A 24,018-nucleotide genomic window follows, 5' to 3' on the forward strand; every position below is an offset into this window, starting at 1 on the left:
TGTCCGTGTTCCCCTTGGCTCGTCCCCTTCCCTCCCCCACCTCCGCAGCTGTGGCCTTGTTCGGCGGGTTCGCAGGTACTACAAGACGATCCGACTTCCCACGCTCGTGCATCTCAGGCGTACCACCTTATGTTCCCTGAACGGCCCACCCGGTGATCGGCCGGGCGGGCGAGCGTGGGATCTCCCGGTTCTCGCGCATGGAGGTTCCGTACATGCCCTGGTTCTTTGACCGCGCAGGGTCCACCGACGACTCGCGATAGCGCCGCCAGTAGTGTGGCCTTCCGCCTCTTGTACAGCGTGGGCACCCCGGATGCTTCATTTCGCGGCTCCATAGCCCGGCCTGCACGTGCCCCTGTCAACGCTTCGCCACGCCCTCGCGGGACGTCGACGCATGACTCGGGGTCGCCGTGGGTCGCTAGCCCTTCGACGCAGAGCTCTTCCATCTCCTCCTCCATGCCGGTTTATCCCGGCGCTTTCACAAAATCGAACATCGATTGTTCTCCCAGATCACCATGAACTGGCGAGGCAGGCCACTGACCAGCCACGAAGTCGTCGTGAACACCATCGCGGCGACCCGAACCCGCAGCGGACTACGTGTCGAAGCGCACCTGGACACCAGGGACTATCCGATCGGCGTCGCCGTCAGCAAAGCCCGCATCGATGCCCTACCGATCGAACACCACACGATGCACAGAACATGGAACTACACAATCCACCCCACACACACCGACGGCACGGCCCCACCCGCCGTTAACGCCGCGACCGGTTCAGACCGGGCAGCGACCCTGACGCTGCTGGCCCACCCGCGCCTGACCGGCATGAGCATCACCGAGTTGGACGCACTCGCAGAACAGCTGGCGCCGGAACAGGCGGCCCGCCGGGAGCAGCGCCGCTACCAGGGACGCGGCGGACCACGTCGCCACGCCCCCGGCGCCCACGGCAGAACCCTGCTCTCGCCCCGCGACCGGGTCCTGATCACCGTCGTTCACCTGCGCCAGGTCTGCTCTCAACGGCTCCTGGCGGACATGCTGGAAGTCGCAGCGCGGACGATCGGTCAGGCGGTCACCGACGTCCGGCATCTCCTGCACGAGCAGAACATCACGATCACGCCGACAACCCTGCGGTTCACCTGCGCCGAGCAGGTCACTGCCTACGCGCGCACCGGACAGTACGACTGATGTGCCCCGTTAATTCCGGACAGTCGTTATAGGTCTGGGCTATGCGGCGGTCTGCCTTTTCAGGTACTCGTCGTGGACCTGCTGCGGGGTTCGGTAGTCGAGTCCCGAGTGGCGGCGTGTCGTATTGTAGCGAAGTTCGATGTATCGGGCAATGTCGCGTCGGGCGTGTTCTCGGGTGGGATAGGCGGTGCGGTGGACGCGTTCGTTCTTGAGAGCTGCGAAGAAGGACTCGGCCATCGCATTGTCATAGCAAATTCCGGTCCGGCCGACGGACTGGCGGATCCCGAGGTTCTTCAACGTAGCAGCGAACTGGGTAGACGTATAGTTGCTTCCGCGGTCCGAATGAAAAATCGCCCCGTCGGTGAGCTGGTGGTTACGGGCGGCCATGGTGATGGCTGTTTCGATGAGCCCGGTCCTGTAGTTGTCGTCCATTGCCCAGCCGATGACGGCTTTCGTGTGGCAGTCGATGACGGTCGCGAGATACAGCCAGCCTTCCCAGGTGGGAATGTAGGTGATGTCGCCGACCATTTTGGTTCCGGGAGTGTCGGCGGTGAAGTCGCGCTGCAGCAGGTCGGGGATCGCGGCCGGGGTCTGGCCGGGCTCGGTCAGGGTGTGTCGCCAGGGGCGGGGCTGGCAGGGCACCAGGCCCTGCTCGCGCATGAGGGCGCGGACGAGCTCGGGGCTGCAGGGGCGGCCCCAGGCGAGCAGGTCAGCGTGCACACGGCGGTAGCCGTAGGTGCCGTCGGAGGCGGTGAACGACCGAACGACGAGTGTGGCGAGTGCGCCGCGGCGGGTCGCGGTCGCGGAGGCGGGGCGGTCACGCCACTCGTAGAAACCCGAACGGGAGACACCAAGCCAGGCGCACATCTGGATGACCGACGGCGCTGGTGCACTGGTGTTCGTGGTGGTGCGGGCGGCGTACTCCGCATCGATGAACTCGAACGTGTCGCTCACCGATGATCCTTGGCGAAGTACGCCGCGGCTTTTTTCAGGAACTCGTTTTCCATGCGCAGCTCGCGGTTCTGCCGCTCGAGTTCACGTAGCCGGGCGCGTTCGTCGACGGTGGGCGGTGGTTCCTCGTCGGCGTGGGCTCGCCGGTAGGCGGCGACCCAAGTTCCCAGGGTTCCCTCCAGTATGCCGAGTTCAACCGCGACCTGGGAGATCGGACGGGATGTCTCGATCACCATCTTCACGGCCTCGTCCTTGAACTCGGGCGAGAACTTCCTGCGCCTCTGTGTCAACTATCTTCCCTCCCGGATGGGACCCCATTCTAGTAGGGGCCGCTGTCCGGAATAAAAGCAGGGCCTCGGCGAGGTAACTCAGTGCTATGTTTAGTGACATGCCGTAGCGAGGAGTGGGAGTACCCGGTCGCGGTCGCCGGCTACTGATGGTTAATGCACGGGGTTAATGCTGCTGGTGATGGCTTGTGGTGTGTGGGTACATCTATCGGCATGAGGTATGCGACGGGTGGCGGGTTGACGCCCGCCGGGCAGGTGGAACGGGAGCGGGTTCGGTTGGCCGCGGCGGACAGGTTCGCTGCGGGAGCGACACGGACGGAGGTGGCGCGGGAATTCAAGGTGACCCCGAAAACAGCGGGCTGCTGGTATCGGGCATGGGAATCGGGGGGTGCGGCGGCGTTGCGGTCGACCGGTCCGGTGTCCTCGTGCCGGTTGGATGATCGGGATCTGGCCCGGTTGGAGGCGATCTTGCGTCGGGGGCCGGGGGTGTATGGCTGGACCGATCAGCGGTGGACCCTGGCCCGGGTCGCGCAGGTGATCAGGCGGGAGTTCGGGATCACCTACACCGTGCCGGGGGTGTGGATGCTGCTGGACCGCAACGGCTGGTCGTGCCAGCTGCCGGTGCGGCGCGCGGTCGAACGTGATGACACTGTGGTCGAGGAGTGGAAGGACCGGGGATGGCCGGCGGTAAAACCACCGCGGCGGCCCGGGGTGCCTGGGTCTGTTTCCTCGACGAGACAGGGCAGGGCCTGAGGCCGCCACGTGGACGGACGTGGGCGCGCCGCGGGGTGACCCCGGTGGTGCGGGTGCCGGGGCGGGGTGGGGCCGGGCGGGTGAGTGTGGTCGGGATGGTCTGCTACAAACCCGGGCAGCGGGCCCGGCTGGTCTACCGGGTCCGGGTCAGTCACGGCCGTTCGGGTGAGCGCAAGGGGCTGTGCTGGGCGGATTGTCGGGATCTTCTGCTGGCCGCGCATGTGCAGCTTCCCGGGGGTCGGCTGGTGGTGGTGTGGGACCGGTTGAACATCCACCTCCAGGCGCAGATGGCCGCGTTTCTGGCCGCGCACACCGGCTGGATCAGTGTTGTGTGGCTGCCGGCCTATGCGCCCGATCTGAATCCCACGGAGGGTGCCTGGTCGTATCTGAAACGCACAACCCTGGTGCATCTGGCTGCCCGTGGTATCGACGAGGTGTTTCAGGCGTTCAAGCATGGACTGAAACGTATGCAGTACCGGCCCGAGCTTCTCGTCGGGTTCCTTGCCGAAACCGGACTGGCCTGGGAAAATCTCCGATCAAAATAACCTCGCACATTAATCATCAGTATGTACTCGAGGGTTTCCTTTATCTTCCTGATGCCGTTTCGGCGGATGATCCCGATCGCCAGGTGTAACTAGTCAGGTCTTGTAGATCGTTCGTTTTGGTTTCCTGCTGGCTGGGACTGCGTGATGGGTCAGGCGGCTCGGGGTGTTGGTGTTGTGTGGTTGATCGGCTCGTAGGGTCGCGGTGTGGCTGATGATCCGCCCAGCGGGGAGCCGGTGCCGTCGTATGACGAGCTCGCGGCGCTGGTGATGAGCCTGTAGGCGGATCTGGCGCGGGCGTTGGCACGGATCGGCGAGCTGGAGGCCCAGGTCGCGAAGACCTCGCGGAACTCGGCGAAGCCGCCGAGTTCGGACGGGCTGGCGAAACCGCCCCCGAAGTCGTTGCGGAAGAAGACGGGCCGGCGCTCTGGTGGGCAGCCGGGGCATCCCGGGTCGACGCTGTGCCTGGTGGATGATCCTGATGTGCGTCTGCGGCACGAACCGGGGCCGTGTGCGGGTTGTGGGTCGTCGCTTTCGGGTCGGCCGGTGGCCCGGGTCGAGCGCCGGCAGGTCTTCGACCTGCCCGTCCTACGCGCCCACGTCACCGAACACGAACTGGTGGAGCGGGCCTGCGGCTGCGGGGCGCACACGAAGGCCGCCGCGCCGGACGGGGTGAACGCCCCGGTCCAGTACGGGCCGCGGGTGACCGCGGCGGCGGTCTACCTGTACGCGGGCCAGTTCCTGTCGAAGGACCGGACCGCGACCGCATTGGGTGAGCTGGTCGGGATTGGGCTGTCGGCGGGCACGGTCGCGGCGATGGCCGCCCGTGCCGCCGCCAACCTGGAGGGTTTCCTCACCGCCGTCCGTGGCCTGCTCACCGCCGCCGAGGTGATCGGCGCGGACGAGACCGGGCTACGGGTCGCCGGCAGGTTGCACTGGGTGCACGTCGCCCGCACCGGGAAGTACACGCTGATCGACTGCCATCCGAAACGCGGAACCGCCGGGATCGACGCCCTCGGGGTGCTGACCGGCTTCGGCGGGGTCGTGGTCCACGACGCCTGGTCCCCGTATGACACCTACACCACCGCCACCCACCAGCTCTGTGTCGCTCACGTGCTGCGCGAGCTGCAGGCCGTGAGTGACGCCGCCCCGGCGGGGGGCTGGTGCTGGGCCACCCAGGCCGCCGACGCCCTCGTCGCGCTGCACCGTCTCACCGTCAACGCCGCCGCCACCGGCACGCCGACCGACCGACCTGGCGGCCCACACCCGGGCCCTGCGCCACGCCGCCCACATCGGGATCACCCAGACCTCACCGCGGGGCACGAAACTCATGGCCGCCCGCCACGCCCTGGCCTGCCGCCTCGTCGACCGCGAAGCCGACTACCTGCGGTTCACCCACGACCCGCGGATACCCGCGGACAACAACGGCTCCGAACGCGACATCCGCATGATCAAACTACGGCAGAAAGTATCCGGGTGCCTACGCACCCTCACCAGCGCCCGTCAGTTCTGCGCGATCCGCAGCTACCTGTCCACCGCCACCAAACACGGCATCGGCCTGTTCCCCGCCCTCGTTCAACTCGCCGAGGGCCGCCCCTGGACGCCCGCAACCAGCTAACCCAACATCAAATCGGTACCTGACCAGTTACCGCCAGGTTACGGAAGCTGGCGAGCGTGTGTGGACTATTTCCTGTGTGGGTCTGGTTGGCGTCCTCGCGCCACGCGGTGTCGCGCGGGTAGTGAATTTCGTTCTCGATGCCCCAATGCCCGCGGATGAGCCTGTGAATGTAGGCGGCAGTGGCGCGGTTGCCGGCGACGCTGGTGAGAATGTGAGCGTATTCACGGCTGACACGGATTCCCTTGAGGTCGAATTCGTCGCGACGGATGACGGCAGCGGTCGCGACCTCCGGAAACCCGATCCCCTTGGCTTCGGTGGTCCAGGCCTGCCATTTCTTGATTCGGCCGTGGCCGCGTTCCTCGACTTCGTGCTGTGGGGGTTTTTGGAGAAGGGGAAGGGTTTGCTCGAAGGTTTTCCGGTAGAGCGTCGGCTGGTTTCCCTTCACGGTCAGCGCGTAGTCGATTCCGTGTTCGACAAGGAGGAAGGCGGTTTCGTGCTGGGTGTGCACGGCATCCAACGTCGCGACGACAGGCCCGGAGATGTCCGGGAGGTTCTCCAGGAGAGCCGCTACCTGGGTGATCTCGTTCGTGCCGTCGGGGACGCGGACCTGCCCGGCGACGAGCCCCTTCGCGTGGACCATGGCAGACAGGAGCGTGACCTGCTTGTTCCCCTCGGACCAGGCTCCACGCAGGACCTTCGCGTCCATGGCGAGGACGATGTCCTCACCCGGCTCCCAGACCGCGTGCGCGAACAACCAGGCACCGAAGGCGGCGTCGACGGCCGCGACGTCCATCTTCTCGAACAGAGCGCGGATCGCCTTTTCGCTGGGCGCCCTATATCTTCCAGTGAAATGGTCGAACGGTGCACCGAGCCGGGCCAGGAGATCTTGGCCGAAGTCAGCGACCCGGCTGCCGATCTCACGCAGGCCTGTCGCCCCAGCCAACGTCGCGACAAGCGCGGAGGCCAGCATGAACGAAAGGCTGTAGATCTTCCCGCGCGCTTTCCGTGGGTCGGTGATCCCGCCTAGCATCGCGAGCAGACCGGAGATGTCGTCCCCCTCACCGCTGATCCGAAGGTTCGACACGGCGGGAGATTGCTGGCATGATGGCACGCGGTGGCCTTCTGTTACGGGGTTTTGATTGTTGGCGCTTTCATTCTCCCGTACAGAAGGCCACTTTCCTCACAACAGCTGCCCGGATCTCGCCGAGATAACCGCCAGCCGCTGCGCACACCAGCCCGACGGTTTTTCGAAGCGAGCTGCGAACCGCCGGAGGTCACGCCGGAAGCGGGCATCCCACCCGACGCTGCCGTCCGGCAGCGCAGCCAGGCGGGCCTGCGCTATCTCGGCGAAGGCGTACCCCAGCCCGACGGTACTGCCACTACCTTACGCAACAGCCCGCTACGCTACGCGATCTCGCCGAGGCCCTGGGAATAAAAGGGGCGCCTCAAGGTCCTCACCCAGGCCACCCAGTACTCTGAACCGACGCCGAACGCTTCAGCAGCGTGCCCCACCCTTCAGTCAACAGTTCAGTCCCGAGCTGATCACTTCAGTAGTGCCGCGCTGGTGGCGGTACAGTTTGCCTGCACGCAGATCGGCAAGCCGTACGTGTGGGGCGGTAACGGTGACCCGGGATTCGACTGCTCCGGCCTCACTTACGCTGCGTACGCCGCCGCCGGTATCGATATTCCACGGACAGCCCAAACCCAGCACGACGCCGGTCCGCCGCTGCCGGCCGGAACGCCTCTTGAGCCAGGTGACCTGGTGTTCTTCGGCACCCAGAGGAACATCCATCATGTCGGGATCTCCCTCGGAGGAACGATCATGATCGACGCACCTGATTTCGGAAGATCGGTGACGATCCGCGACTTCCAGGCCTTTCCCGACTATGCGGGTGCCTCCCGGCCGGCACAGTAGTCGAGGCTTGGCGTGGTCTTTCCAGGCGTGCCGTGGCTGCCGACCCGACCGCAGTGATCCCGGCCCACGGTTCGCGGCGGCGCCGTGTAGGACCCCTGGCACCCCGAGCCTGTTTGGCTTATGGTCGATGCCGCTGCGCTCTGTCAGCAAGGGAAGCTTGAGATCCATTCCGGCGGTCACGGCGTGCCTATGCCAGGCCTGGTCGGTGGGAAACCAGAGCGGCAGAGCGCGCCGGACCGGGTCGGCGCGCGGACCCGGTTGCGGACACGCCTGCAGGAACCGACGAGGATGGCGACGACGCGTTCGGTGTTGGCCTTGGCGGTCCAACGTACAGATTGCCGTCGCCGCCTCGGCGTGGCCCCGCCGAGCCGGCCCGAGGACAGGCGGGCATAGATTCAGGCTGTGCCAATACGCGATCTTGCCTACACCGTGTACGCCCGTCGGCTCCGCGCATCGCTCAAGGGAGCCGAGCTACCGAGGCACGTTGGCCTGATCATGGACGGCAACCGCCGCTGGGCCCGCCAGATGGGGATGGCCAATCCCAGCCTCGGCCACAAGTTCGGCGCCGACCATGTCGAGGACGTGCTGTCGTGGTGCGAGGCGGCCGGTATCAAGCACGTGACCGTCTTCGTCTGCTCCACCGAGAACCTGGCCCACCGCGAGGATGCCGAGATCGCGTTCCTCATGCGGGTCATCGAGCAGGTTGTCTCCGACAAGATCGCGACTCCCGATCCGGCGTGGCAGATGCACATCGCGGGGCTGCTCGACGCGCTGCCGGACAGCACGGCCCGTGCGCTCAAGAACGCCGAGGAGGTCACCCGATCCTGCTCGACGGGGGCGCACGTCACCCTCGCCGTGGGGTACGGCGGCCGGCAGGAGGTCGTCGACGCGTTCCGGGCCCTCCTGCACGAGCAGGCCGAGACGGGCGGCTCGCTGGCCGACCTGGCCGAGACCCTCACCGCCGAGGACGTCGCCCGCCACCTCTACACGGCCGGCCAGCCTGACCCCGACCTGGTCATCCGCACCAGCGGCGAGCAGCGCATGTCGAACTTCCTGCTCTGGCAGAGCGCGTACTCCGAGCTGTACTTCTGCGAGGCGTACTGGCCCGCGTTCCGCGAGATCGACTTCCTGCGGGCGCTGCGCAGCTACGCCGCCCGTGGCCGTCGCCACGGCGCCTAACCTGGTGGCTTTCCGACGGCCTGCCGGCTCTGCCGCCGGCTCGCCGTCCGGTGCCACCGCCGGCGCGTGAAACCTCCAGGAGGACGACGCGCTGCGCGAGCAGCTCATCGTCGCGTGGGTCGACGGGCATGACGGGCCGGACGGTCTACCAGTTCCGCCACATCGAACTGCAACGCCGCCTTGCCAGCCGATGACCAGCCCACCGACAGCCAAATCCGGCCGCAGCAGCACGGCCACCACTGCCATGGCACCAGCCGACCCAAGATGCCACACAGCCGTCGTCCCGTCCACGACCAGCCGATCAACGGTCGCGGCAGCCGTACCAGCCTTCCGACGACAGCTCAGGACCGTTCACCGGCAAGCCAGGACCGAAAGATCACTGGACGTGTCGATGTCCAAACCGCGTATCCCAAGACTTCAGTATCCAGCTCACGGCGCTGACCTACTGAAATGTTCGGCTGCGGTTGACAAGTACAGCTCGACCAGCGGCTTCGGCGCCGACACCGCCCCGTCCGACGCTGGGTACGCCGCCGTCGTCTACGCCCAGGGCCAGCTCGGCATCCCCTACCTGTGGGGTGGGGACGGGCCGGCCGAGGGCGGCTTCGACTGCTCCGGGCTGACCAGGGCCGCCTATCTTGCCGCCGGCATCGACCTGCCCCGCACCGCCCAGACCCAGTACGAAGCCGGGCCCGTGGTCCCGCCCGGGGAACCACTCCAGATCGGCGACCTCGTCTACTACGGCACCGCCACCAACATCCACCACGTCGCGATCTACATCGGAAACGGGCAGATGATCACAGCTCCAGGTCGTAACAAAGTTGTCAAAATCGCCGGATACAGGTGGCAAGGAGACGATTATTTCGGGGCGACCAGGCCGGGCATGTAGGGCGCGCATGCGCGTTCGACGCGATGCCCGACGAAGACTCGGGACCGAAGCGCCCGCCTCTGTCGACTGAGCCAGGTCGCGTGGGTAGTCGGCCGAACATGCGGTTTGATGGCCGGATTCGAGCTGTGGCAGTCGTCAACGCCGGTATGGCGGGCGGTTGGGAGCCGGTGTGGTCAGGGCGAGGGTGACGAGATCGAGCGCGCTGCGGCCGGCGCGGTCCAGTCCAGCGGCGGTGCGCTCGAAACTTTCACGCGGGTCGGGCCCAGGCAGCGGCGGACTGGGAACCTTGTGATCGCCAAAGGGGCCGCGGATCATCTGCTGGACGGATGCGATCGCGTCCAGCAGGCGGCGGACGCCGTCGAGGAGGTCGGCTCGGGTCGTGTCGGCGTCCCTGGCCGCGGTTGTGGCGAGATCTGTGGCGGCTAGCCCGGGGATGGTGTCCCCAAGGTTGCGTGCGAGGCGGTGTGCCGCGTGGGACAGCAGGTAGAGGAGCCTGACGGCCTCGGTGTGGCGTGCTATCCCCGTCAGGTCGGGGTCGTGCAGCGTCCGGTGCAGAGCGAGGGCGTGGGAGGCGACGCGCGCGCTGGCCGGCGCGAGTGGTGCCCGGTCGAGTGCCCAGGCGATTCGGCTGCTGTAGAAGCCGAGACCCGCGATGCCGCCGAGTACGGCCAGCCCACCCGTCGCGAGGCCGCGGACGTCGCCAGGAGGGGCGAACGGCGGCCACACGATCGCGCACGCGACCGCGGGAAGCGTGAGGAGCAGCTGGGCGACGATCGGGATCAGTCGCCGGTGACGCTGGTAACGCCGGGCCGCCCGCTGGACCCGCGCGTCGCTGGTCAGCGCGTTCTGCACGTCCTGGGTCACCTCCTTCCGCATCACAGTGCCGTTGACGACGGGACGAACGACAGCCGCGCGGCTTCAGGAAGCACCGCCTGCCCTCACCGTTCGATGATGACCGAGGGCGGACCGGCGGTCGCGGAAGTTGTCCGCGTCTGTGCGTCCTCCCGCTGTGCATGGCGGGAGGACGCGGTGGCGGGAGCGCTGCCGGCTGGATCAAGGTCCCTGCGTTTCTGCGGTGTCGGAGGTGTTCGCGATGGTGCTCATGGGGTCGAGCACCTTCCACTGCTGGAGCATGTCGAGCAGCTGATTGCGGTCGAGGGCGTAGAGGGTGGCGAGGGTGCGCAGGTCCCCTTCGCGAATCGAGAGGACCCGGCCTGCGTAGTCGTCGCGTTCCCGCTGGATCTCGGCGACCCAGCGGCGCAGCGGCCCGGCGTCGTCGGCGGGCACGCGGGCTAGGGCGGGCAGGTTGAGCACGACGCGGGCGGCCTGCGGTGGGAGAGCGTCGGGTCGTCCGCCCGGCAGCAGGTGGTGGACGGGGACGCCGTAGAACGCGGCGAGCGCCGCGAGCCCCTCAATGTTGATCATTCGGTCGCCGCGTTCGTAGGAGCCGACCGCTGCGACCTTCCACCGGCCGCCCGAGCGGGTCTCGACCTGCTGGAGGGAGTGGCCCTGCTGGGTGCGGATGGCGCGCAGCCGGGCGCCTACCTCGTGGGCATAGGCGCGGTTTTCGCTGGTCGTGGACATGCTTCCTCCCTGTGGATGGGTGGGAACGGGGCGCGGGAAAGGCCGGGATTCGAGTCCCTGTGCCAATGCGGGATTGCGGGGCTCTGCCTGCGGCCGGGGGCAGGTCCGGGGCGGGCTGCCTGCGGCCGAGCGCCGCATGGGGCCAGTGATCAGTCCGGCGGTCCAGCCGTGTCGGCCCGGCCGGGACCGGGGGTGGCTGTCGGCGGTTCGTGAGGCCGGACTGGCGCGGCTGCGCAGAATCCCGACAGCCCCAAGCGGCGGTTCTTCCGCAGGGATGCCGCTGAGGGGTTCGATGCGACCGCGCGAAGTGGCCGCAGGTTCGACGCCGTCAGCGAGCCGGAGGAGTTGTGCTCCGTCGCCCGCTGGTACACGGTCCCCGGATGTGGGCCCCAGCACGACCGGCTGGCGTGGGCACGGTCGCTACCCGTGGTCCGACTCGTCTAGGGGCGCGCCGACCTTGTCGCGAGCACGTGGACGGGCGAGTTGGCCGGGACTGACGGCCGGTGAGCGAGCCCGGCCCATGTCAGACGGGCGCTGGCTTACTCGTTGGTGAGGAGACGGAGCAGATGGACGCCGGGGAAGCCGTCGGTCGGCAGCGCAGGCAGGTGGAACGTGCTGGGCTCGTCGAAGATCGGCTGGCCGGCCGGCCGGCGGGTGTAGGGGGCCCAGCCGTAGTCGACGCCGTCGTCGGCATCGTAGGCGGTCCAGACCACGCTTTCCTGTTCGCCGTCGCGCAGGGGCCGGACTGAGAACTCGTGGGCTTGCAGCCCGCCGGGGAGCATCTCGATGATCTGCGGGACGGCGAAGGTGAACCGGCGGGCGTGCAGGGTGCGGGCATGGTCGGCGGCGCGGGTCTCGAAGTCGGTCCGGGTGGTCTCGCCATGGACGTAGTCGTAGTCAGACAGAATCTGGCGGCGGTCCCCGTCGAGGATGACGATCGCCGGGTAATCGGTCATGCGGATGGACTGCTGCACGCGGCCCACGACGTCGGTCACCAGGGTCCAGGTGGCGTCGTTCATCGCGGCCTCCAGCGGTCCAGGAATACCGTTCCAGATTCCTTGACGGTGGAACGGTGCTTGTGGGGGCCGGTTTGGTCTGTCACGGCCACACCCAGCCACCCCGTCGAGCAGAACGAGTCGCGGGCGTGGATGCGCTCCGCTACAAGCACCGTCCCCGTGCTGGCCGCCGGGTCGCGCGCGGCTGGACCCCAGCCGCAGGCCGCATCAACGCCCACTCTGCCCGCCCCGGCCTCGATCCCCATGGCACCGCCGCCATGACCGCCCCCGACAGTCCCGTCGTGACGGCTACCGCAGCCTCTCGTGCCGCCCGACGAACCGCGCGGCGGCGGTGACGATCACGACCAGCAGCAGGAGGCTCACACCCAGAGCGGGTTCCTGCCCGAGCCGGGTGCGCAAGGACGCCGCAGGGTCGGTCTCGGCGATACCCGCGACGAAGACCATGAACGTGACGGTCAGGACAGCGACGACCCCGACGAGGCGGATCACCATGCTGGGGTCCTGGACCCGACTTCGTAGCTGCTGGGCCTCCTCGCCGCCGCTCTCGGCCTCCTGCTGACGCGCGCCGGCATGGGCGCTGTCCCACATCACAGGATCTCATCCCTGAGGGGAAAACACCCACGCGGCACGGCGAATTTTCCGATGGGACCGCGCGAGGACCGCCCACCGAGTCACGCGGATTACCCGGTCCCGCCTCAGCCAACTCGGAGGGCCAGTGGCACATACCGAGAGCGCCCGGTGCGTGGTCAGCGTCGGCGCTCTGTCCGGGCCTATTTGCGTGCCACGCCTCCATAGACGCTGACCTCGGCGTCGGACAGACCTTCCGCGGTGCCATCGGGCCGCCAGTGGTGCACGAGTCGCAGGCCAGGGTCCGCGAGAGTGAGGCCATCGAAGAGGCGTTCGACCTCATCACGGCTGCGGAACTGAAGCGGTACACCCCGCTGCCGGTAGTTGTCCTCGACGAGCCGGGCGGTCGGGTCCAGGTCCAATGCCGTGAAGCTTAATTCGATCTTGAATGGTTGATGTTCGCTGTTCGTGGTTGGCGGGTTGGTACGGCGTGGCGGCGTGGCCTCGGTGCCGCTGGGTGGTTTGGTCACGGTTCGTGGCTTCGATGGTGACCCCGGACCAGGTGTCGGTCGGGGTGCTGGTGACGGCGGTGCCGCGTGACGCGGTCGACGAGGCCGTCGCGGCCTGTGGGGTGGGTGCGCGGCGGGCGGGCGGGAAGCTCCCACCGCATGTGACGGCGTACCTGACGTTGGCGATGTCCCTGTTTCCGGACGACGACTACGCCGAGGTCGCCCAGAAGGTGACCGGGTCGCTGGACCGGTTCGGCTGCTGGGACGCGGCGTGGGCGCCGCCGAGCGCGAGCGGGATCACCCAGGCGCGTAAGCGGCTGGGCCGGATGGTGATGGCCGAGGTGTTCGAGCGGGTCGCGGGCCAGGTCGCGACACTGTCGACGCGTGGCGCGTGGCTGCGGGGCCGGTTGTTGCTCGCGATCGACGGGTTTGACGTCGACGTGCCCGACACCGAGGAGAACGCGGCCGAGTTCGGCTACGCCGGCACCGGGGAGAAGCGGTCGGCGTTCCCGAAGATCCGGGTCGTCGCGTTGGCGGAGTGCGGGACGCACGCGTTCCGGGCCGCCGAGGTCGGTGGCTGGGCGGCTGGGGAGAGGACGCTGGCCCGCGGGCTGCTGATGCGGCTGAACCGCGACGAGGTGCTGACCGCCGACCGTGGGTTCTACTCGTTCGACAACTGGGCGCTGGCCGCGGGCACCGGCGCCGACCTGATCTGGCGGGCCCCGACCGGGCTGAACCTGCCGGTCGTGCGGGTCCTGTCCGATGGCACGTTCCTCACCGTCCTGATCAACCCGGAGATCACGGGAGGTCGGCGCCGCGAGCGGCTGCTCGCCGCCGCGAAGGCCGGCGACGAGCTTGATCCGGACGAGGCGCACCTGGCCCGGGTCGTCGAGTACGACATCCCCGACCGGGCCGGTAACGGTACCGGCGAACTGGTCGTCGTGCTGACCACGATCCTCGACCCGCGTCAGGCCCGTGCCGACGAGGTCGCCGCCGGATACAACGAGCGCTGGGAGGAGGAAACCGCGAACGACCAGCTCAAGACCCATCTACGCGGCCCCGGGAGAGTCCTGCGCTCCCGGCTGCCGGACCTGGCGGTCCAGGAGATGTGGGCCTGGCTGATCGTCCAGTACGCGCTCACCGCCCTGATCGCCGGCGCCGCGGAGGCCGCCGAGATCGACCCCGACCGGGTCGGTTTCGCCCGGACACTGCGCCTGGTCCGCCGTTCCGCCACCGGAACGGCGGACATTTCCCCCTGAGGACTGGAACGCCCGGCTACCCAGGTTCCACACCGAGATCACCCGCGGGCTCAACCCGCCACGACGCCACCGCACCTGCCCCCGGGTCGTCAAACGGGCCCGGCACAACAGCTACCGCGTCAAGAGACCCGACGAACCCGCCTCGGTCCGCCACCCGGGCCCCGCCACGATCCGGCTCCACCCACTCGCCCCGCGCGCGGCCTGACCAGATCCCGGAAAGATCAAACTAAGCTTCACGGCATTGGGTCCAGGTCGGCCGTGCCGTGCGTGAGGACGAGGTAGCTACCCGCGGGAAGCGCGTCGAGGAGACGGCGGACGATGGCGTACGGTTCATCGCCCTTGATGAAATGCAGGATCGCGACGAGAGACAGCGCGACGGGTTGGGTGAGGTCGAGCGTCTCGCGAAGCTGCGGGGAGTCGAGGATGCTCTCGGGGTCACGCAGGTCCGCGTCGAGGTAGACGGTCCGCCCTTGTGGGCTGCTCGCGAGCAGTGCGCGGGCGTGAGCGAGGACGATCGGGTCGTTGTCGGCGTAGACCACGCGGGCTGCCGGCACGAGGCTCTGCGCGACCTCGTGCAGGTTCGGGCTGGTCGGGATGCCGGTGCCGATGTCAAGGAACTGGCGGATGCCCATCTCGCCGGCCAGATACCGCGTGGCCCGGGTCATGAACGACCGATTCTGCCGGGCCAGGGCCCGCACACTCGGAAAGGTCCCGATGACCTGCTCAGCGGCCTCTCGGTCCGCCGGGAAGTTATCCTTCCCGCCAAGATAGTAGTCGTACATGCGCGCAGAGTGTGGAATGTCGGTCCTCAGGTCGACCTGTGGGGTGCCAGAACTCGGACACCGGCGTTGACCTGGGGTTTTAGGCTGCTCGTTCGTATTCGTTGATCAGGCCGCCGAGGACGGGCTGGCGCTTGATCCGTTCCTGGCTCAGGTCTGCGATGGGGTGGTCGGGTCGGGGTGGTTGAAGGTCGCGGCCGCGGTGGGGTCGTCGTCCGTTGTAGTGGGTCGCGTACTCGGCCAGGACGGTGCGCAGGTGCCGTTCGCCGAAGATCAGCATGCGGTCGGTGACCTCGGTCCGGACGGTGTGGACGAACCGTTCCGCGTAGGCGTTCGCCCGCGGGGTTCGGGGTGGGATCTTGACGGCGGTGATGCCGGCGTCGGCGAGGACCGCGTCGAACGACGCGGTGAACTGCCCGGCGCGGTCACGGACCAGGAACCGGAAGTCGGCCGCCTGGTCACCGAGGTCCATGAGGAGGTTCCGGGCTTGTTGGGTGGTCCATGGTCCGTCGGGGTTGGCGTGACCCCGAGGATGTGGACAGTGCGGGAGCCGACCTCTATGACGAAGAAGCAGTACAGACGCCGCAGCGTTACCGCGCAGTCCACATGGAAGAAGTCCACGGCCAGCATCGTCGCTGCCTGCGTGCGCAGGAACTGCCGCCAGGTGGTGTCGGTCTGCCGTTTCGGTGCCAGGGGCAGCCCGAGGGACGTCAGGACCCGGCGGATCGTGGACGCACCGACCCGGTGGCCGAGTGCGAGGAGCTCGCCCTGGATTCGCTGGTAGCCCCACGTCGGGTTCTCGGTCGCGAACCGCTTGATCAGCATGGCGATCTCCGGGCTGATCGGTGGCCGTCCGGCCCGGTGCGGGTGGGTCCATCTCCGTGTGATCAGGCGGCGGTGCCACTGGAGGACGGTGCCTGGGGGTGACCAGCCGGTGCGCTTGCAGCGTCTTGGGCAGGAGTCGGATCAGTGTGGCGAGGACCGCCCGGTCTGCCCAGTCCCACCGGGGCTTGGGCTGGGTGCGGCGTAGCACCGTGACCTCGTGCCGCAGCACGAGCAGCTCGATGTCCTTGGATGTCGACGAGCGGCCGAGGAGGACCAGCCAGCCACAGACCCGCACGAAGATCAGCTAGAGCAGGCGGATGGACATAGCTGACCATCATGCCGGCAGCCCGCACCGCCGCATCACCCCAGCTCATGGGCCCAGGCCGACTTCTGGCACCCCACAGGGTTCTGAAGCCCCACAGGCCGCGCTCCTGTCCGCGTCCCGCGGGCGTTCTCACCAGCCGCTGCCGCCGCTCTGGTGCCCGCTCACAGTGGGATGTTGCCGTGAGTGCCGCGGTCGCCGGGCGCTGTGGCCAGCGCGAGCGTCAGCTCCCTGCGGGTGTTCGCCGGTTCGATCACCCGGTCGATCACTCCGAGGGAGATCGCTCGTGACAGGCCGCCGGTGGTACGGGTGTGCTCGTTGGCGAGCGTGGTCCGTAGCGCGGCGAGCTCGTCGGGGGCGGCCGCGGCCAGGGCGCGCCGGTGCAGGATGCCCACGGCGGCCTCGGCACCCATGACGGCGACCTCCGCCTGGGGCCAGGCGAGGACGGTCGTGGCGCCCAGCGAACGGGAGTTCATCGCGATGTAGGCGCCGCCGTAGGACTTGCGCAGGACGACGCTCACCCGTGGCACCACGGCCTCGGCGAACGCGTAGAGGAGCTTCGCGCCGCGCCGCACGACGCCCTCCCACTCCTGACCGACGCCCGGGAGGTAACCGGGGACGTCGACGAGGACCACCAGGGGAAGCCCGAAGGAGTCGCACATCCGGACGAACCGCGCGGCCTTCTCCGCGGCGAGCGAGTCCAGGCAGCCGCCCTTGCGCAGCGGGTTGTTGGCGATGACGCCGACCGAATGCCCGGAGAGCCGGCCGAGCGCGACGACGACGTTTGGTGCCCAGCGCGGCTGGAGTTCCACGTAGTCGTCGTCGGCGAGGCCGGTCTGGTGCGCCGCGCCGCTCCCGCCGTCCGGGTTCGTCCCGGTGCCCGAACCAGCCGGGCCGCCCGGAGCGACCGCGCCGTCGAGGACGGCGCGTACTACCGGGCGGATGTCGTAGGCGCGCCGCGGGTTGTCCGGCAGCAGGGAGCCGGGATCGCGTCCGTCGCGGGTGGCGGCGAGGTCGAAGGCCCCCGGTGCCGCCAGCAGCGTGGTCACCCGCCGCGCCCGCAGGTATGCGTCGGCTTCCGACCGGGCGGCGACGTGCACGACGCCGGAGCGCCGGCCATGTGCGTCGGCTCCGCCGAGGCCGTCCATGTCGATCTGCTCGCCGGTGACCTGGCGGACGACGTCGGGCCCGGTGACGAACACCTTGCCCTCGGGCGCCATGACGATGACGTCGGTGAGGGCCGGTCCGTACGCCGCGCCCCCGGCCGCCGGGCCGAGTACGACCGACACCTGGGGCACCCGTCCGGATGCGGCGATCATGGCGGCGAACATCTGGCCGATGCCGTCTAGGGCTTCCACACCGTCGCCCAGGCTCGCCCCGCCGGAGTGCCACAGCCCGATCACCGGGATGCGTTCGGCGACCGCCCGGTCGATGGCGTCGGCGATCCGCCGCGCGCCCGCGGCGCCGATCGCGCCGCCCATCGAGGTGGCGTCGGTGCAGTAGGCGATGACGTCGGTGCCGTCGACCCGGCCGTGGGAGACCGTGACCCGGCAGGGCGGCGAGTGCGGGATGACGGTGAGCGTTCCCGGGTCGAGTAGGCGGGCCAGCCGTTCCCGTGGGTCGCGCGGTGGCCTGGGCTGTTCGGCCACGGTGATGCGGGTGCGGGTGGTCAACTCGGTCATCGGAGCGGCTTTCTGGTCATGAGGTCTCCCCGGTCTGGTGTCCGGCCCATGGACGGGTGCGGGACTCGCGCGGCGCGGCCACGGCCCGGGGGGACGGCAGGTGCCGTCCCCCCGGGCAGGCCATCGCCCTTTTCGGGTGACGGGCTGCGTGTGTTTCGGCCTCTTCGCCGGTTGCCTGCCCGAGAGGGGCTGAGAAAAGGCCTGAGAGCCCTGGAATACCTGACCGGTCAGGGCGACTGGTCGAGGTTGTTGAGCCAGTGGTGGAGATTTCGCGCGGTGGAGATGGCGTGCTCGTTCATCATCGTCTGGTGGTTGCCGCTGACGTCCAGCGTGAGATGGTCGATCTCCCAGTCGGTCGTCCAGCCGTGTTCCTCGATCGTGGACTGGTCGTCGGGGGAGAGCTGGGGCATGCGTTCCTCGGCCCGGACGAGCACGATCGGTGCGTAGACCGGGTTCGGCTTCCATTTCTCGAACAGGGTCAGGTAGGCGCCCTGGGCGGTGACTTGTGCCTCGGTCATGAGCGCGAACGCCTGGTCGTTCACGGCGATCCCGCGCAGTTCCTCCTGGATCTCCTCGGCGGGAATCCGGTCGCCGGGGAGCCAGGTGTCGAGCAGCAGGACCGCCTTTGGGTGGATGCCGCGTTCCTCCAGACCGGCGGCGACCGCGTGCGCGAGCCAGCCGCCGGACGAGTATCCGGCGATGGCGATGGGTACGCCGATGAAATGGGCCGCGACCAGGTCCGTCAGTATCTCGACGACGAGGACGGACGAGGCGGGTAGCTTTTCACCTTCCCCGAATCCGGGGAGGGACAGTCCGTAGACGTCTCGTTGGCCGTGCAGGTGGAGGGCGAGCCGGGCGAAGCTGTGCGGCCCGGACGGGGCGACCATTGAGGGCACGCAGACGAGCGTGCAGGGGGCCGGGCCGGCGGAGAGCCGGACCGGTGGCGGCACCGGGCCGAAGTCGGCCGCGTCGTGGAAGACGGGCCGCAGCTTGGCGACGGCCTGCAGGATCTCGACGCCCTCGACGAACTTCCCGTCCGAGCACGCCTGCCGGTACAGGTCGCGGACCCCGGCCGGCGCGGCGTGGGTGGTCGGCGCGGCCGGCCGCCCGGCACCGACGAGGGTCGCGAGGTACTCGGCCAGCTCGGTCACGGTCGGGTGTTCGAAGACGACCGGCGGTGTCAGCGCCAGCCCGGTGGCGGCGGTGAGCCGGCGGCTGAGCTGAACGGAGGCCAGCGAGTCGAAACCGAGGTCGAGGAACCGGCGCCGCGGGTCCACGTTGTCGGGTGACTCGTGCTCCAGGATGACCGCGGCCTCCTCGCGAACCAGCCGGGCCAGCGCGCTGACACGTTCCTCGCTGGTCAGGCCGGCGAGGTCCATCCGCCTGCCGTCCGCTGGCCCGTCCGGAGCGGAGCCGGCGGTCGGCGCCGGTCCGGCACCGTGCTCGGCCCGGGTGGGCAGGCCGTCGAAGAAGCGGCTGGGACGGAGCGCGGTGAACGGCGGCAGGAAGCGTCCCCAGTCGACGTCGACGACGGTGGTCGCCGCCTCGCTGCTAGCGACCGCTTCGGTGAGGACGGTGACGGCCGGCTCCACCGGCAGCGGCGCGAGACCGCGTTCGCGGAGGTAGTCGCGCAGGCCCGGCTCGGCGCCGAGACCGGCCTCGGCCCAGGGGCCGAACGCGACGGAGGTGGCGGGCAGACCGTGGCCGGCCCGGTGCGAGGCGAGGGCGTCCAGGTAGGCGTTGCCGGCGGAGTAGGCCGGCTGGCCGCCGCTGCCCCACGTCGCCGAGATCGACGAGATCAGCACGAAGGCTTCCAGCGGGATGGGCCGTGCGCCGTCCGGGCGGGTCAGTGTGTCGAGTAGCGCCGCGCCGGTGGCCTTGCCCGTCACCACCTGCGCGAACTCGCTGAGGGTGAGTTCGCGCAGCGGCGCGGTCCGGCCGATGACGCCGGCGGCGTGGACGACCGCGGTCAGCGGTTCGCCGCCGCCGGCCGCCTCGTCGAGCAGAGCGATGACCTGTTCGCGGTCGGCCAGGTCGCACGCCACGACGGATGCCTCGGTGCCCAGCGCGGAGAGCTCGGCGACCAGTTCCGCGGCCCCGGGAGCGGCCGGGCCGCGTCGGCTCGCCAGGACGAGTCGGGACGTCCCGTTGCGGGCGAGCCGGCGGGCGACCTGCGCGCCTAGGGCTCCGGTACCGCCGGTGATCAGCACGGTTCCGTTCGGGCGCCACGCGGGCGTCCCCACCCCGTCGGCCCCGCCGGCGGAGCTGACGCCCGCTCCCGTGCCGACGCCGGGGCGGGGGCCCGCGGGGGCGAGCCGGGCGACGAACAGCGCGCCGTCCCGCAGGGCCAGCTGGTCCTCGCCGCCGGGGCCGGTCAGCGCGGCGCCGAACAGGGCCAGCGTCTCGTCGTCGAGATCGGCCGGAAGGTCGACGAGACCGCCCCAGCCACGGGGTCGTTCGAGGGCCAGCGTCCGGCCCAGTCCCCAGAGCATCGCCTGGGCCGGAGCGCTGACCGGATCGGCGGGGCCGGTGCTGACGGCGCCGCGCGTGGCGCACCAGTACGGCGCGTACTGGCCGAGGTCGTCGAGTGCCTGCACGAGTGCGCAGGTCAGCGCGAGTCCGTTGGTCAGTTCCGGGTGCACGGGGTTGAACCGGCTATCGAACGCGAGCAGCGAGAGGACGCCGCCGATGTCCTTCTCGCGGCCGGAGATGTGCTTCGACAGGGCCGCGGCGACAAGACCGCGCTCCGCGTCCGTCCCGGAGAGGGGGACCTGGACCGGTGTTCCGCCGAGGCGTTCGACGACCCAGGACAGCCGGGACAGCGTGTCGTCGTCGATCCCAGCCGGCGGGGTCACCAGCAGCCACAGGCCGGTCATCGGCGCGCCGTTGGCGACGTGGTCGGCGACGGTCGCGGTGGCCTGCTCGTCGGAGAACGGCTCCCACCGCACGTGGTAGCGCCAGTGTTCCGGATCCGTTGCCCGCTCGGCGGCTCCCCGGTCCGTCGCGGTGGCGGTTGTGACGGGCGTCCCGTCCATCCAGTGGTGCGTGCGCTGGAAGGCGTAGGTCGGCAGGTCCAGGTGTTTTCCGCCGCGTACGGGCGGCAGCGCCCGCCAGGCGACGGGGATGCCCGCGGCGTCCAGCTCGGCCAGGGCGGCGAGCAGCGTCTCGGGCTCGGGACGTCCGGTCCGGCAGGCCGCTACCTGCACCGTCTCCGCGCCGCCGCCTGCGGCGTTCGCCGGCAGGCAGGCCGGCACGAGCGCGGTCAGGACCGCGTCGGGACCGAGTTCGACGAACGCCGTCACGCCGTCCCGGTGCAGCCGGCGAACCCCGTCGAGGAAGCGGACCGGCTCACGCACGTGCCGCACCCAGTACTCGGCGGACGTCAGTTCCGTCGCGGTGGCCGGTTCACCGGTGAGGTTGGACATGACCGGTATGGCCGGGGCGTGGTAGGTGACCTGCCCGGCCGCCGTCCGGAACGCCGTGAGCATGTCCTCCATGTGCGGGGAGTGAAAAGCATGGCTGACGGTCAGCCGTTTCGTGCGCCGCCCCCGGGCCGACCACTCAGCGGCCACCCGCTCGACGAGCTCGGCGTCGCCGGCGACGACCGTGGCGGACGGGCTGTTGACCGTGGCGATCTCGACCTTGCCGACGAGGTCGGCGATCGACGCCCGGACCTCCGCCTCGCTCGCGCCGATGGCGGCCATCGCGCCACCCGGTCGGCACTCCTGCATCAGCCGGCCGCGGGCGGCGACCAGCCGGCACGCGTCGTCGAGCGACCAGACGCCGGCGACGTGGGCGGCCGTCAGTTCGCCGATGGAGTGCCCGGCGAGGGTGTCGGGAACGAATCCCCAGGACTCCGCGAGGCGGAACAGCGCGGTCTCGAACGCGAACAGCGCGCACTGGGTGTAGGCGGTCTGGTCGAGCAGCGCCGCGTCCGGCGAGCCGGCGGGAGCGAACATGACCTCGCGCAGCGGACGCTCGAGCAGCGACGCGAACCGGCCGCAGATCTCGTCCAGCGCCCGCGCGAACACCGGGTAGGCCTGGTAGAGGTCACGGCCCATCCCCGGGTGCTGGCTGCCCTGCCCGGTGAACAGGACGGCGGTCCGGCCGTGGGCGATCGCCGGCCGGGCGGCGCCCGCGACGAGCCCCGCCGCGGGGCGGTTCTCGGCGAGCGCGGCGAGGGCGCCGGCCAGGCGTGCGCGCCCGGCGGGTCCGGCCGGGACGACGGCGACTGCCCGCGACTCGAACCGGGTGCGCCGGGCGAGGGTGAAGGCGATGTCAACCGGATCGAGGTCCGGGTCCCGGGCCAGGCGTTCGCCGAGCCGTGCCGCCTGGGCCCGCAGCGCCGCCTCGGTCCGGCCCGACAGGACGATCGGCACCGGGGCCGTCGGCACTGGGTCGGCCACCGCCGGGGCCTCTTCCAGCACGGTGTGGGCGTTGGTGCCGCTCACACCGAACGCGGATACCGCCGCCCGGCGCGGCGCGACGCCGTCGCGTTCCCAGCCACGCTCCTCGGTGAGCAGCGCGACGCCTCCGTCCGCCCAGTCCACGTGGGGCGAGGGCTCCCGCACGTGGAGGGTGCGCGGCAGCACTCCGTGCCGGATGGCCTGGACCATCTTGATGACGCCGGCCACTCCGCTGGCAGCCTGCGTGTGCCCGATGTTCGACTTCAGCGACCCGAGGTGGAGCGGCCGGCCGGCCGGGCGGTGCCGGCCGTAGGTGGCGATGACGGCCTGGGCCTCGATCGGGTCGCCGAGGGCGGTGCCGGTCCCGTGTGCCTCGAGGACGTCCACGTCGCCGGGCGCCAGACCGGCGTTTGCCAGGGTCTGGTGGATCAGTTGCTGCTGGGAGAGGCCGTTGGGTGCGGCCAGGCCGTTGCTGGCGCCGTCCTGGTTGACGGCCGTGCCGCGGATCAGTGCGAGCACCGGGTGGCCGTGGCGCCGGGCGTCGGAGAGCCGCTCCAGCAGGAGAACCCCGGCGCCGTCCGCCCACCCGGTGCCGTCGGCGTCCGAGGAGAAGGCCTTGCACCGCCCGTCGGGAGCGAGACCCTGCTTCCGACTGAACTCCAGGAGCATGCCCGGTGTCGTCATGACCGTGACGCCGCCGGCCAGCGCCAGGTCGCACTCACCCGACAACAGCGCCTGGCCCGCGAGGTGGATGGCCACCATGGAGCTGGAGCACTGGGTGTCCACGCACAGGGACGGCCCCTGGAGACCGAACGTGTAGGAGACCCTGCCGGCGATCACACCGAGGGCGTTGCCGGTGAGCAGCTGGCCCTGGGCCTTGGCCGGAGCGCGGTGCCAGGGCGGACCGTAGTCCTGCAGCGAAACCCCGGTGAACACGCCGGTCCGGGTGCCGCGCAGGGATCCGGGATCCACGCCGGCGCGTTCCAACGCCTCCCAGGAGATCTCCAGCATCAGCCGCTGCTGGGGATCCATGGCGTTCGCCTCGCGCGGGCCTATACCGAAGAAGCCCGGGTCGAACATGCCGATGTCAGGCAGGAAGCCACCCTCGCGGGTGTAAATGGTGCCAGGATGCTCGCGATCCGGATGATAAAGCGCGTCAACGTCCCACCCCCGGTCGGTGGGAAGGCCGACGACGGCATCCCGGCCGTCACGGACCAGCTCCCACAGTGCCTCCGGGGAATCCGCGCCACCTGGTAGTCGGCAGGCCATGCCGACGATGGCAACCGGGTCGTCCTCCCGGGGCCTTCCTGCGGGCGCGACCGCCGTGACCTGTGGGTTCTCCGCGCCGCCGAGGAGACGCGAGCGCAGATAGCCGGCCAGCGCGTCCGGTGACGGGAGATCGAAGAAGAGCGTCGCCGGCAGCCGCAGGCCGGTCGCGGTCTCCAGCTCGGACTGCAACTGCCGGGCGACCTGCCGATAGATCCCGAGGCGGCGCCAGGGCGTGATCGGATCCGCGGCTATGTCCGCGGGCTCTCGATCAGTCAGGGCGCCGACGAGTTCCGCTATCAGGTCCAGCAGGGCTCGAACCTGATCGGAATCCGGTTGGCCGGCGAGGCGGTCACGCAACCCGCCCACGGAACCCCTGGCACGTTCGGCGGGAAATTCGCCGGTTCTGGGAGTAGCGTGCATCCACCTCTCCTGGAGGGAGAAACGACAGGTCGCCGGACATGGGTTCAGCACGGAGAAACCGCCCGTGCCAA

15 protein-coding genes and 5 pseudogenes are annotated in these 24,018 nt (G+C 69.7%); 9 read left to right on the forward strand and 11 right to left on the reverse strand.

The window, feature by feature from the left end:
• Window positions 1-482: 482 nt before the first annotated feature.
• Window positions 483-1,178, forward strand: coding sequence for a transposase (locus tag FRANEAN1_RS14910; protein WP_049795670.1), 696 nt, complete (start codon window positions 483-485; stop codon window positions 1,176-1,178).
• 39 nt (window positions 1,179-1,217) lie between these two features.
• Here FRANEAN1_RS14910 and FRANEAN1_RS14915 read toward each other — a convergent pair.
• Window positions 1,218-2,419, reverse strand: a protein-coding gene (locus FRANEAN1_RS14915) for an IS3 family transposase (protein ID WP_085950116.1) whose coding sequence is annotated in 2 segments (ribosomal slippage) — window positions 1,218-2,155 and window positions 2,155-2,419 — 1,203 coding nt in all. Because the reading frame shifts where the segments join, the coding sequence is not laid out codon by codon here.
• A 210-nt stretch (window positions 2,420-2,629) separates the two neighbouring features.
• Between FRANEAN1_RS14915 and FRANEAN1_RS14925 the strand changes: the two genes are divergently transcribed.
• From FRANEAN1_RS14925 to FRANEAN1_RS43405, 4 genes and pseudogenes are all read left to right on the forward strand, one after another.
• Window positions 2,630-3,169, forward strand: a complete 540-nt coding sequence (locus FRANEAN1_RS14925; protein ID WP_012157515.1) for a winged helix-turn-helix domain-containing protein — start codon at window positions 2,630-2,632, stop codon at window positions 3,167-3,169.
• Window positions 3,094-3,714 carry a transposase gene (locus tag FRANEAN1_RS14930; RefSeq protein WP_012157514.1) on the forward strand — a complete coding sequence of 207 codons (621 nt, stop codon included), beginning with the start codon at window positions 3,094-3,096 and terminating at the stop codon, window positions 3,712-3,714. The genes FRANEAN1_RS14925 and FRANEAN1_RS14930 overlap by 76 nt, the downstream gene beginning before the upstream one ends.
• 297 nt (window positions 3,715-4,011) lie before the next feature.
• Window positions 4,012-4,866, forward strand: a pseudogene (locus tag FRANEAN1_RS43400) (IS66 family transposase); the annotation flags it as partial.
• Window positions 4,867-5,041: 175 nt separating this feature from the next.
• Window positions 5,042-5,329, forward strand: a complete 288-nt coding sequence (locus tag FRANEAN1_RS43405; RefSeq protein ID WP_347177231.1) for a transposase — start codon at window positions 5,042-5,044, stop codon at window positions 5,327-5,329.
• A gap of 7 nt (window positions 5,330-5,336) precedes the next feature.
• On the opposite strand, the gene FRANEAN1_RS14940 is transcribed toward FRANEAN1_RS43405, so the two are convergent.
• Window positions 5,337-6,413, reverse strand: coding sequence for an ISAs1 family transposase (locus FRANEAN1_RS14940; protein ID WP_347177143.1), 1,077 nt, complete (start codon window positions 6,411-6,413; stop codon window positions 5,337-5,339).
• Between the two features lie 522 nt (window positions 6,414-6,935).
• Here FRANEAN1_RS14940 and FRANEAN1_RS43410 point away from each other — a divergent pair.
• The 3 genes and pseudogenes from FRANEAN1_RS43410 to FRANEAN1_RS14955 form a co-directional block, all read left to right on the forward strand.
• Window positions 6,936-7,139: pseudogene (locus FRANEAN1_RS43410) on the forward strand (C40 family peptidase); the annotation flags it as partial.
• 534 nt (window positions 7,140-7,673) lie between these two features.
• Window positions 7,674-8,423 carry a polyprenyl diphosphate synthase gene (uppS, locus tag FRANEAN1_RS14950; RefSeq protein WP_198145631.1) on the forward strand — a complete coding sequence of 250 codons (750 nt, stop codon included), beginning with the start codon at window positions 7,674-7,676 and terminating at the stop codon, window positions 8,421-8,423.
• A gap of 505 nt (window positions 8,424-8,928) precedes the next feature.
• Window positions 8,929-9,309: pseudogene (locus FRANEAN1_RS14955) on the forward strand (C40 family peptidase); the annotation flags it as partial.
• A 135-nt stretch (window positions 9,310-9,444) separates the two neighbouring features.
• On the opposite strand, the gene FRANEAN1_RS14960 reads toward FRANEAN1_RS14955, so the two are convergent.
• From FRANEAN1_RS14960 to FRANEAN1_RS41025, 5 genes are all read right to left on the reverse strand, one after another.
• Window positions 9,445-10,173 (reverse strand): hypothetical protein, encoded by a 729-nt coding sequence (locus FRANEAN1_RS14960; RefSeq protein WP_347177144.1) that lies wholly within the window; start codon window positions 10,171-10,173, stop codon window positions 9,445-9,447.
• A 189-nt stretch (window positions 10,174-10,362) separates the two neighbouring features.
• On the reverse strand, window positions 10,363-10,893 hold the full coding sequence (locus tag FRANEAN1_RS14965; RefSeq protein ID WP_020460635.1) for a transcriptional regulator: 531 nt from the start codon (window positions 10,891-10,893) through the stop codon (window positions 10,363-10,365).
• Between the two features lie 539 nt (window positions 10,894-11,432).
• Window positions 11,433-11,912, reverse strand: coding sequence for a hypothetical protein (locus FRANEAN1_RS14970; protein WP_020460636.1), 480 nt, complete (start codon window positions 11,910-11,912; stop codon window positions 11,433-11,435).
• A 285-nt stretch (window positions 11,913-12,197) separates the two neighbouring features.
• The gene (locus tag FRANEAN1_RS14975; protein WP_020460637.1) at window positions 12,198-12,497 is read right to left on the reverse strand and encodes a hypothetical protein; all 300 of its coding nucleotides are present in this window, start codon (window positions 12,495-12,497) and stop codon (window positions 12,198-12,200) included.
• Between the two features lie 182 nt (window positions 12,498-12,679).
• The gene (locus tag FRANEAN1_RS41025; protein ID WP_198145724.1) at window positions 12,680-13,006 is read right to left on the reverse strand and encodes an SAM-dependent methyltransferase; all 327 of its coding nucleotides are present in this window, start codon (window positions 13,004-13,006) and stop codon (window positions 12,680-12,682) included.
• Window positions 13,007-13,020: 14 nt separating this feature from the next.
• Here FRANEAN1_RS41025 and FRANEAN1_RS14985 point away from each other — a divergent pair, with 14 nt between their 5' ends.
• Window positions 13,021-14,244 (forward strand): IS4 family transposase, encoded by a 1,224-nt coding sequence (locus FRANEAN1_RS14985; protein WP_041253905.1) that lies wholly within the window; start codon window positions 13,021-13,023, stop codon window positions 14,242-14,244.
• A 242-nt stretch (window positions 14,245-14,486) separates the two neighbouring features.
• On the opposite strand, the pseudogene FRANEAN1_RS14990 reads toward FRANEAN1_RS14985, so the two are convergent.
• From FRANEAN1_RS14990 to FRANEAN1_RS15010, 4 genes and pseudogenes are all read right to left on the reverse strand, one after another.
• A pseudogene (locus FRANEAN1_RS14990) lies at window positions 14,487-15,056 on the reverse strand (SAM-dependent methyltransferase); the annotation flags it as partial.
• A 49-nt stretch (window positions 15,057-15,105) separates the two neighbouring features.
• Window positions 15,106-16,152 (reverse strand): annotated as a pseudogene (locus FRANEAN1_RS38805) (integrase core domain-containing protein).
• Between the two features lie 182 nt (window positions 16,153-16,334).
• Complete coding sequence (locus tag FRANEAN1_RS15005; RefSeq protein WP_020460641.1) at window positions 16,335-17,852, reverse strand: carboxyl transferase domain-containing protein; 1,518 nt, start codon at window positions 17,850-17,852, stop codon at window positions 16,335-16,337.
• A gap of 227 nt (window positions 17,853-18,079) precedes the next feature.
• Window positions 18,080-23,893, reverse strand: coding sequence for a type I polyketide synthase (locus tag FRANEAN1_RS15010; RefSeq protein WP_347177145.1), 5,814 nt, complete (start codon window positions 23,891-23,893; stop codon window positions 18,080-18,082).
• Between the last annotated feature and the right edge of the window lie 125 nt (window positions 23,894-24,018).

Source organism: Parafrankia sp. EAN1pec (assembly GCF_000018005.1).
Taxonomy (GTDB): domain Bacteria; phylum Actinomycetota; class Actinomycetes; order Frankiales; family Frankiaceae; genus Parafrankia; species Parafrankia soli.

What these genes read in the sequence shown, in the direction of transcription:
- FRANEAN1_RS14965 (WP_020460635.1), bottom strand. Translation starts at nt 10,893, where the DNA reads ATGTCCACGACCAGCGAAAACCGCGCCTATGCCCACGAGGTAGGCGCC.
- FRANEAN1_RS14925 (WP_012157515.1), top strand. Translation starts at nt 2,630, where the DNA reads ATGAGGTATGCGACGGGTGGCGGGTTGACGCCCGCCGGGCAGGTGGAA.
- FRANEAN1_RS14975 (WP_020460637.1), bottom strand. Translation starts at nt 12,497, where the DNA reads ATGTGGGACAGCGCCCATGCCGGCGCGCGTCAGCAGGAGGCCGAGAGC.
- FRANEAN1_RS14985 (WP_041253905.1), top strand. Translation starts at nt 13,021, where the DNA reads ATGGTGACCCCGGACCAGGTGTCGGTCGGGGTGCTGGTGACGGCGGTG.
- FRANEAN1_RS14970 (WP_020460636.1), bottom strand. Translation starts at nt 11,912, where the DNA reads ATGAACGACGCCACCTGGACCCTGGTGACCGACGTCGTGGGCCGCGTG.
- FRANEAN1_RS14930 (WP_012157514.1), top strand. Translation starts at nt 3,094, where the DNA reads ATGGCCGGCGGTAAAACCACCGCGGCGGCCCGGGGTGCCTGGGTCTGT.
- FRANEAN1_RS15005 (WP_020460641.1), bottom strand. Translation starts at nt 17,852, where the DNA reads ATGACCGAGTTGACCACCCGCACCCGCATCACCGTGGCCGAACAGCCC.
- FRANEAN1_RS43405 (WP_347177231.1), top strand. Translation starts at nt 5,042, where the DNA reads ATGGCCGCCCGCCACGCCCTGGCCTGCCGCCTCGTCGACCGCGAAGCC.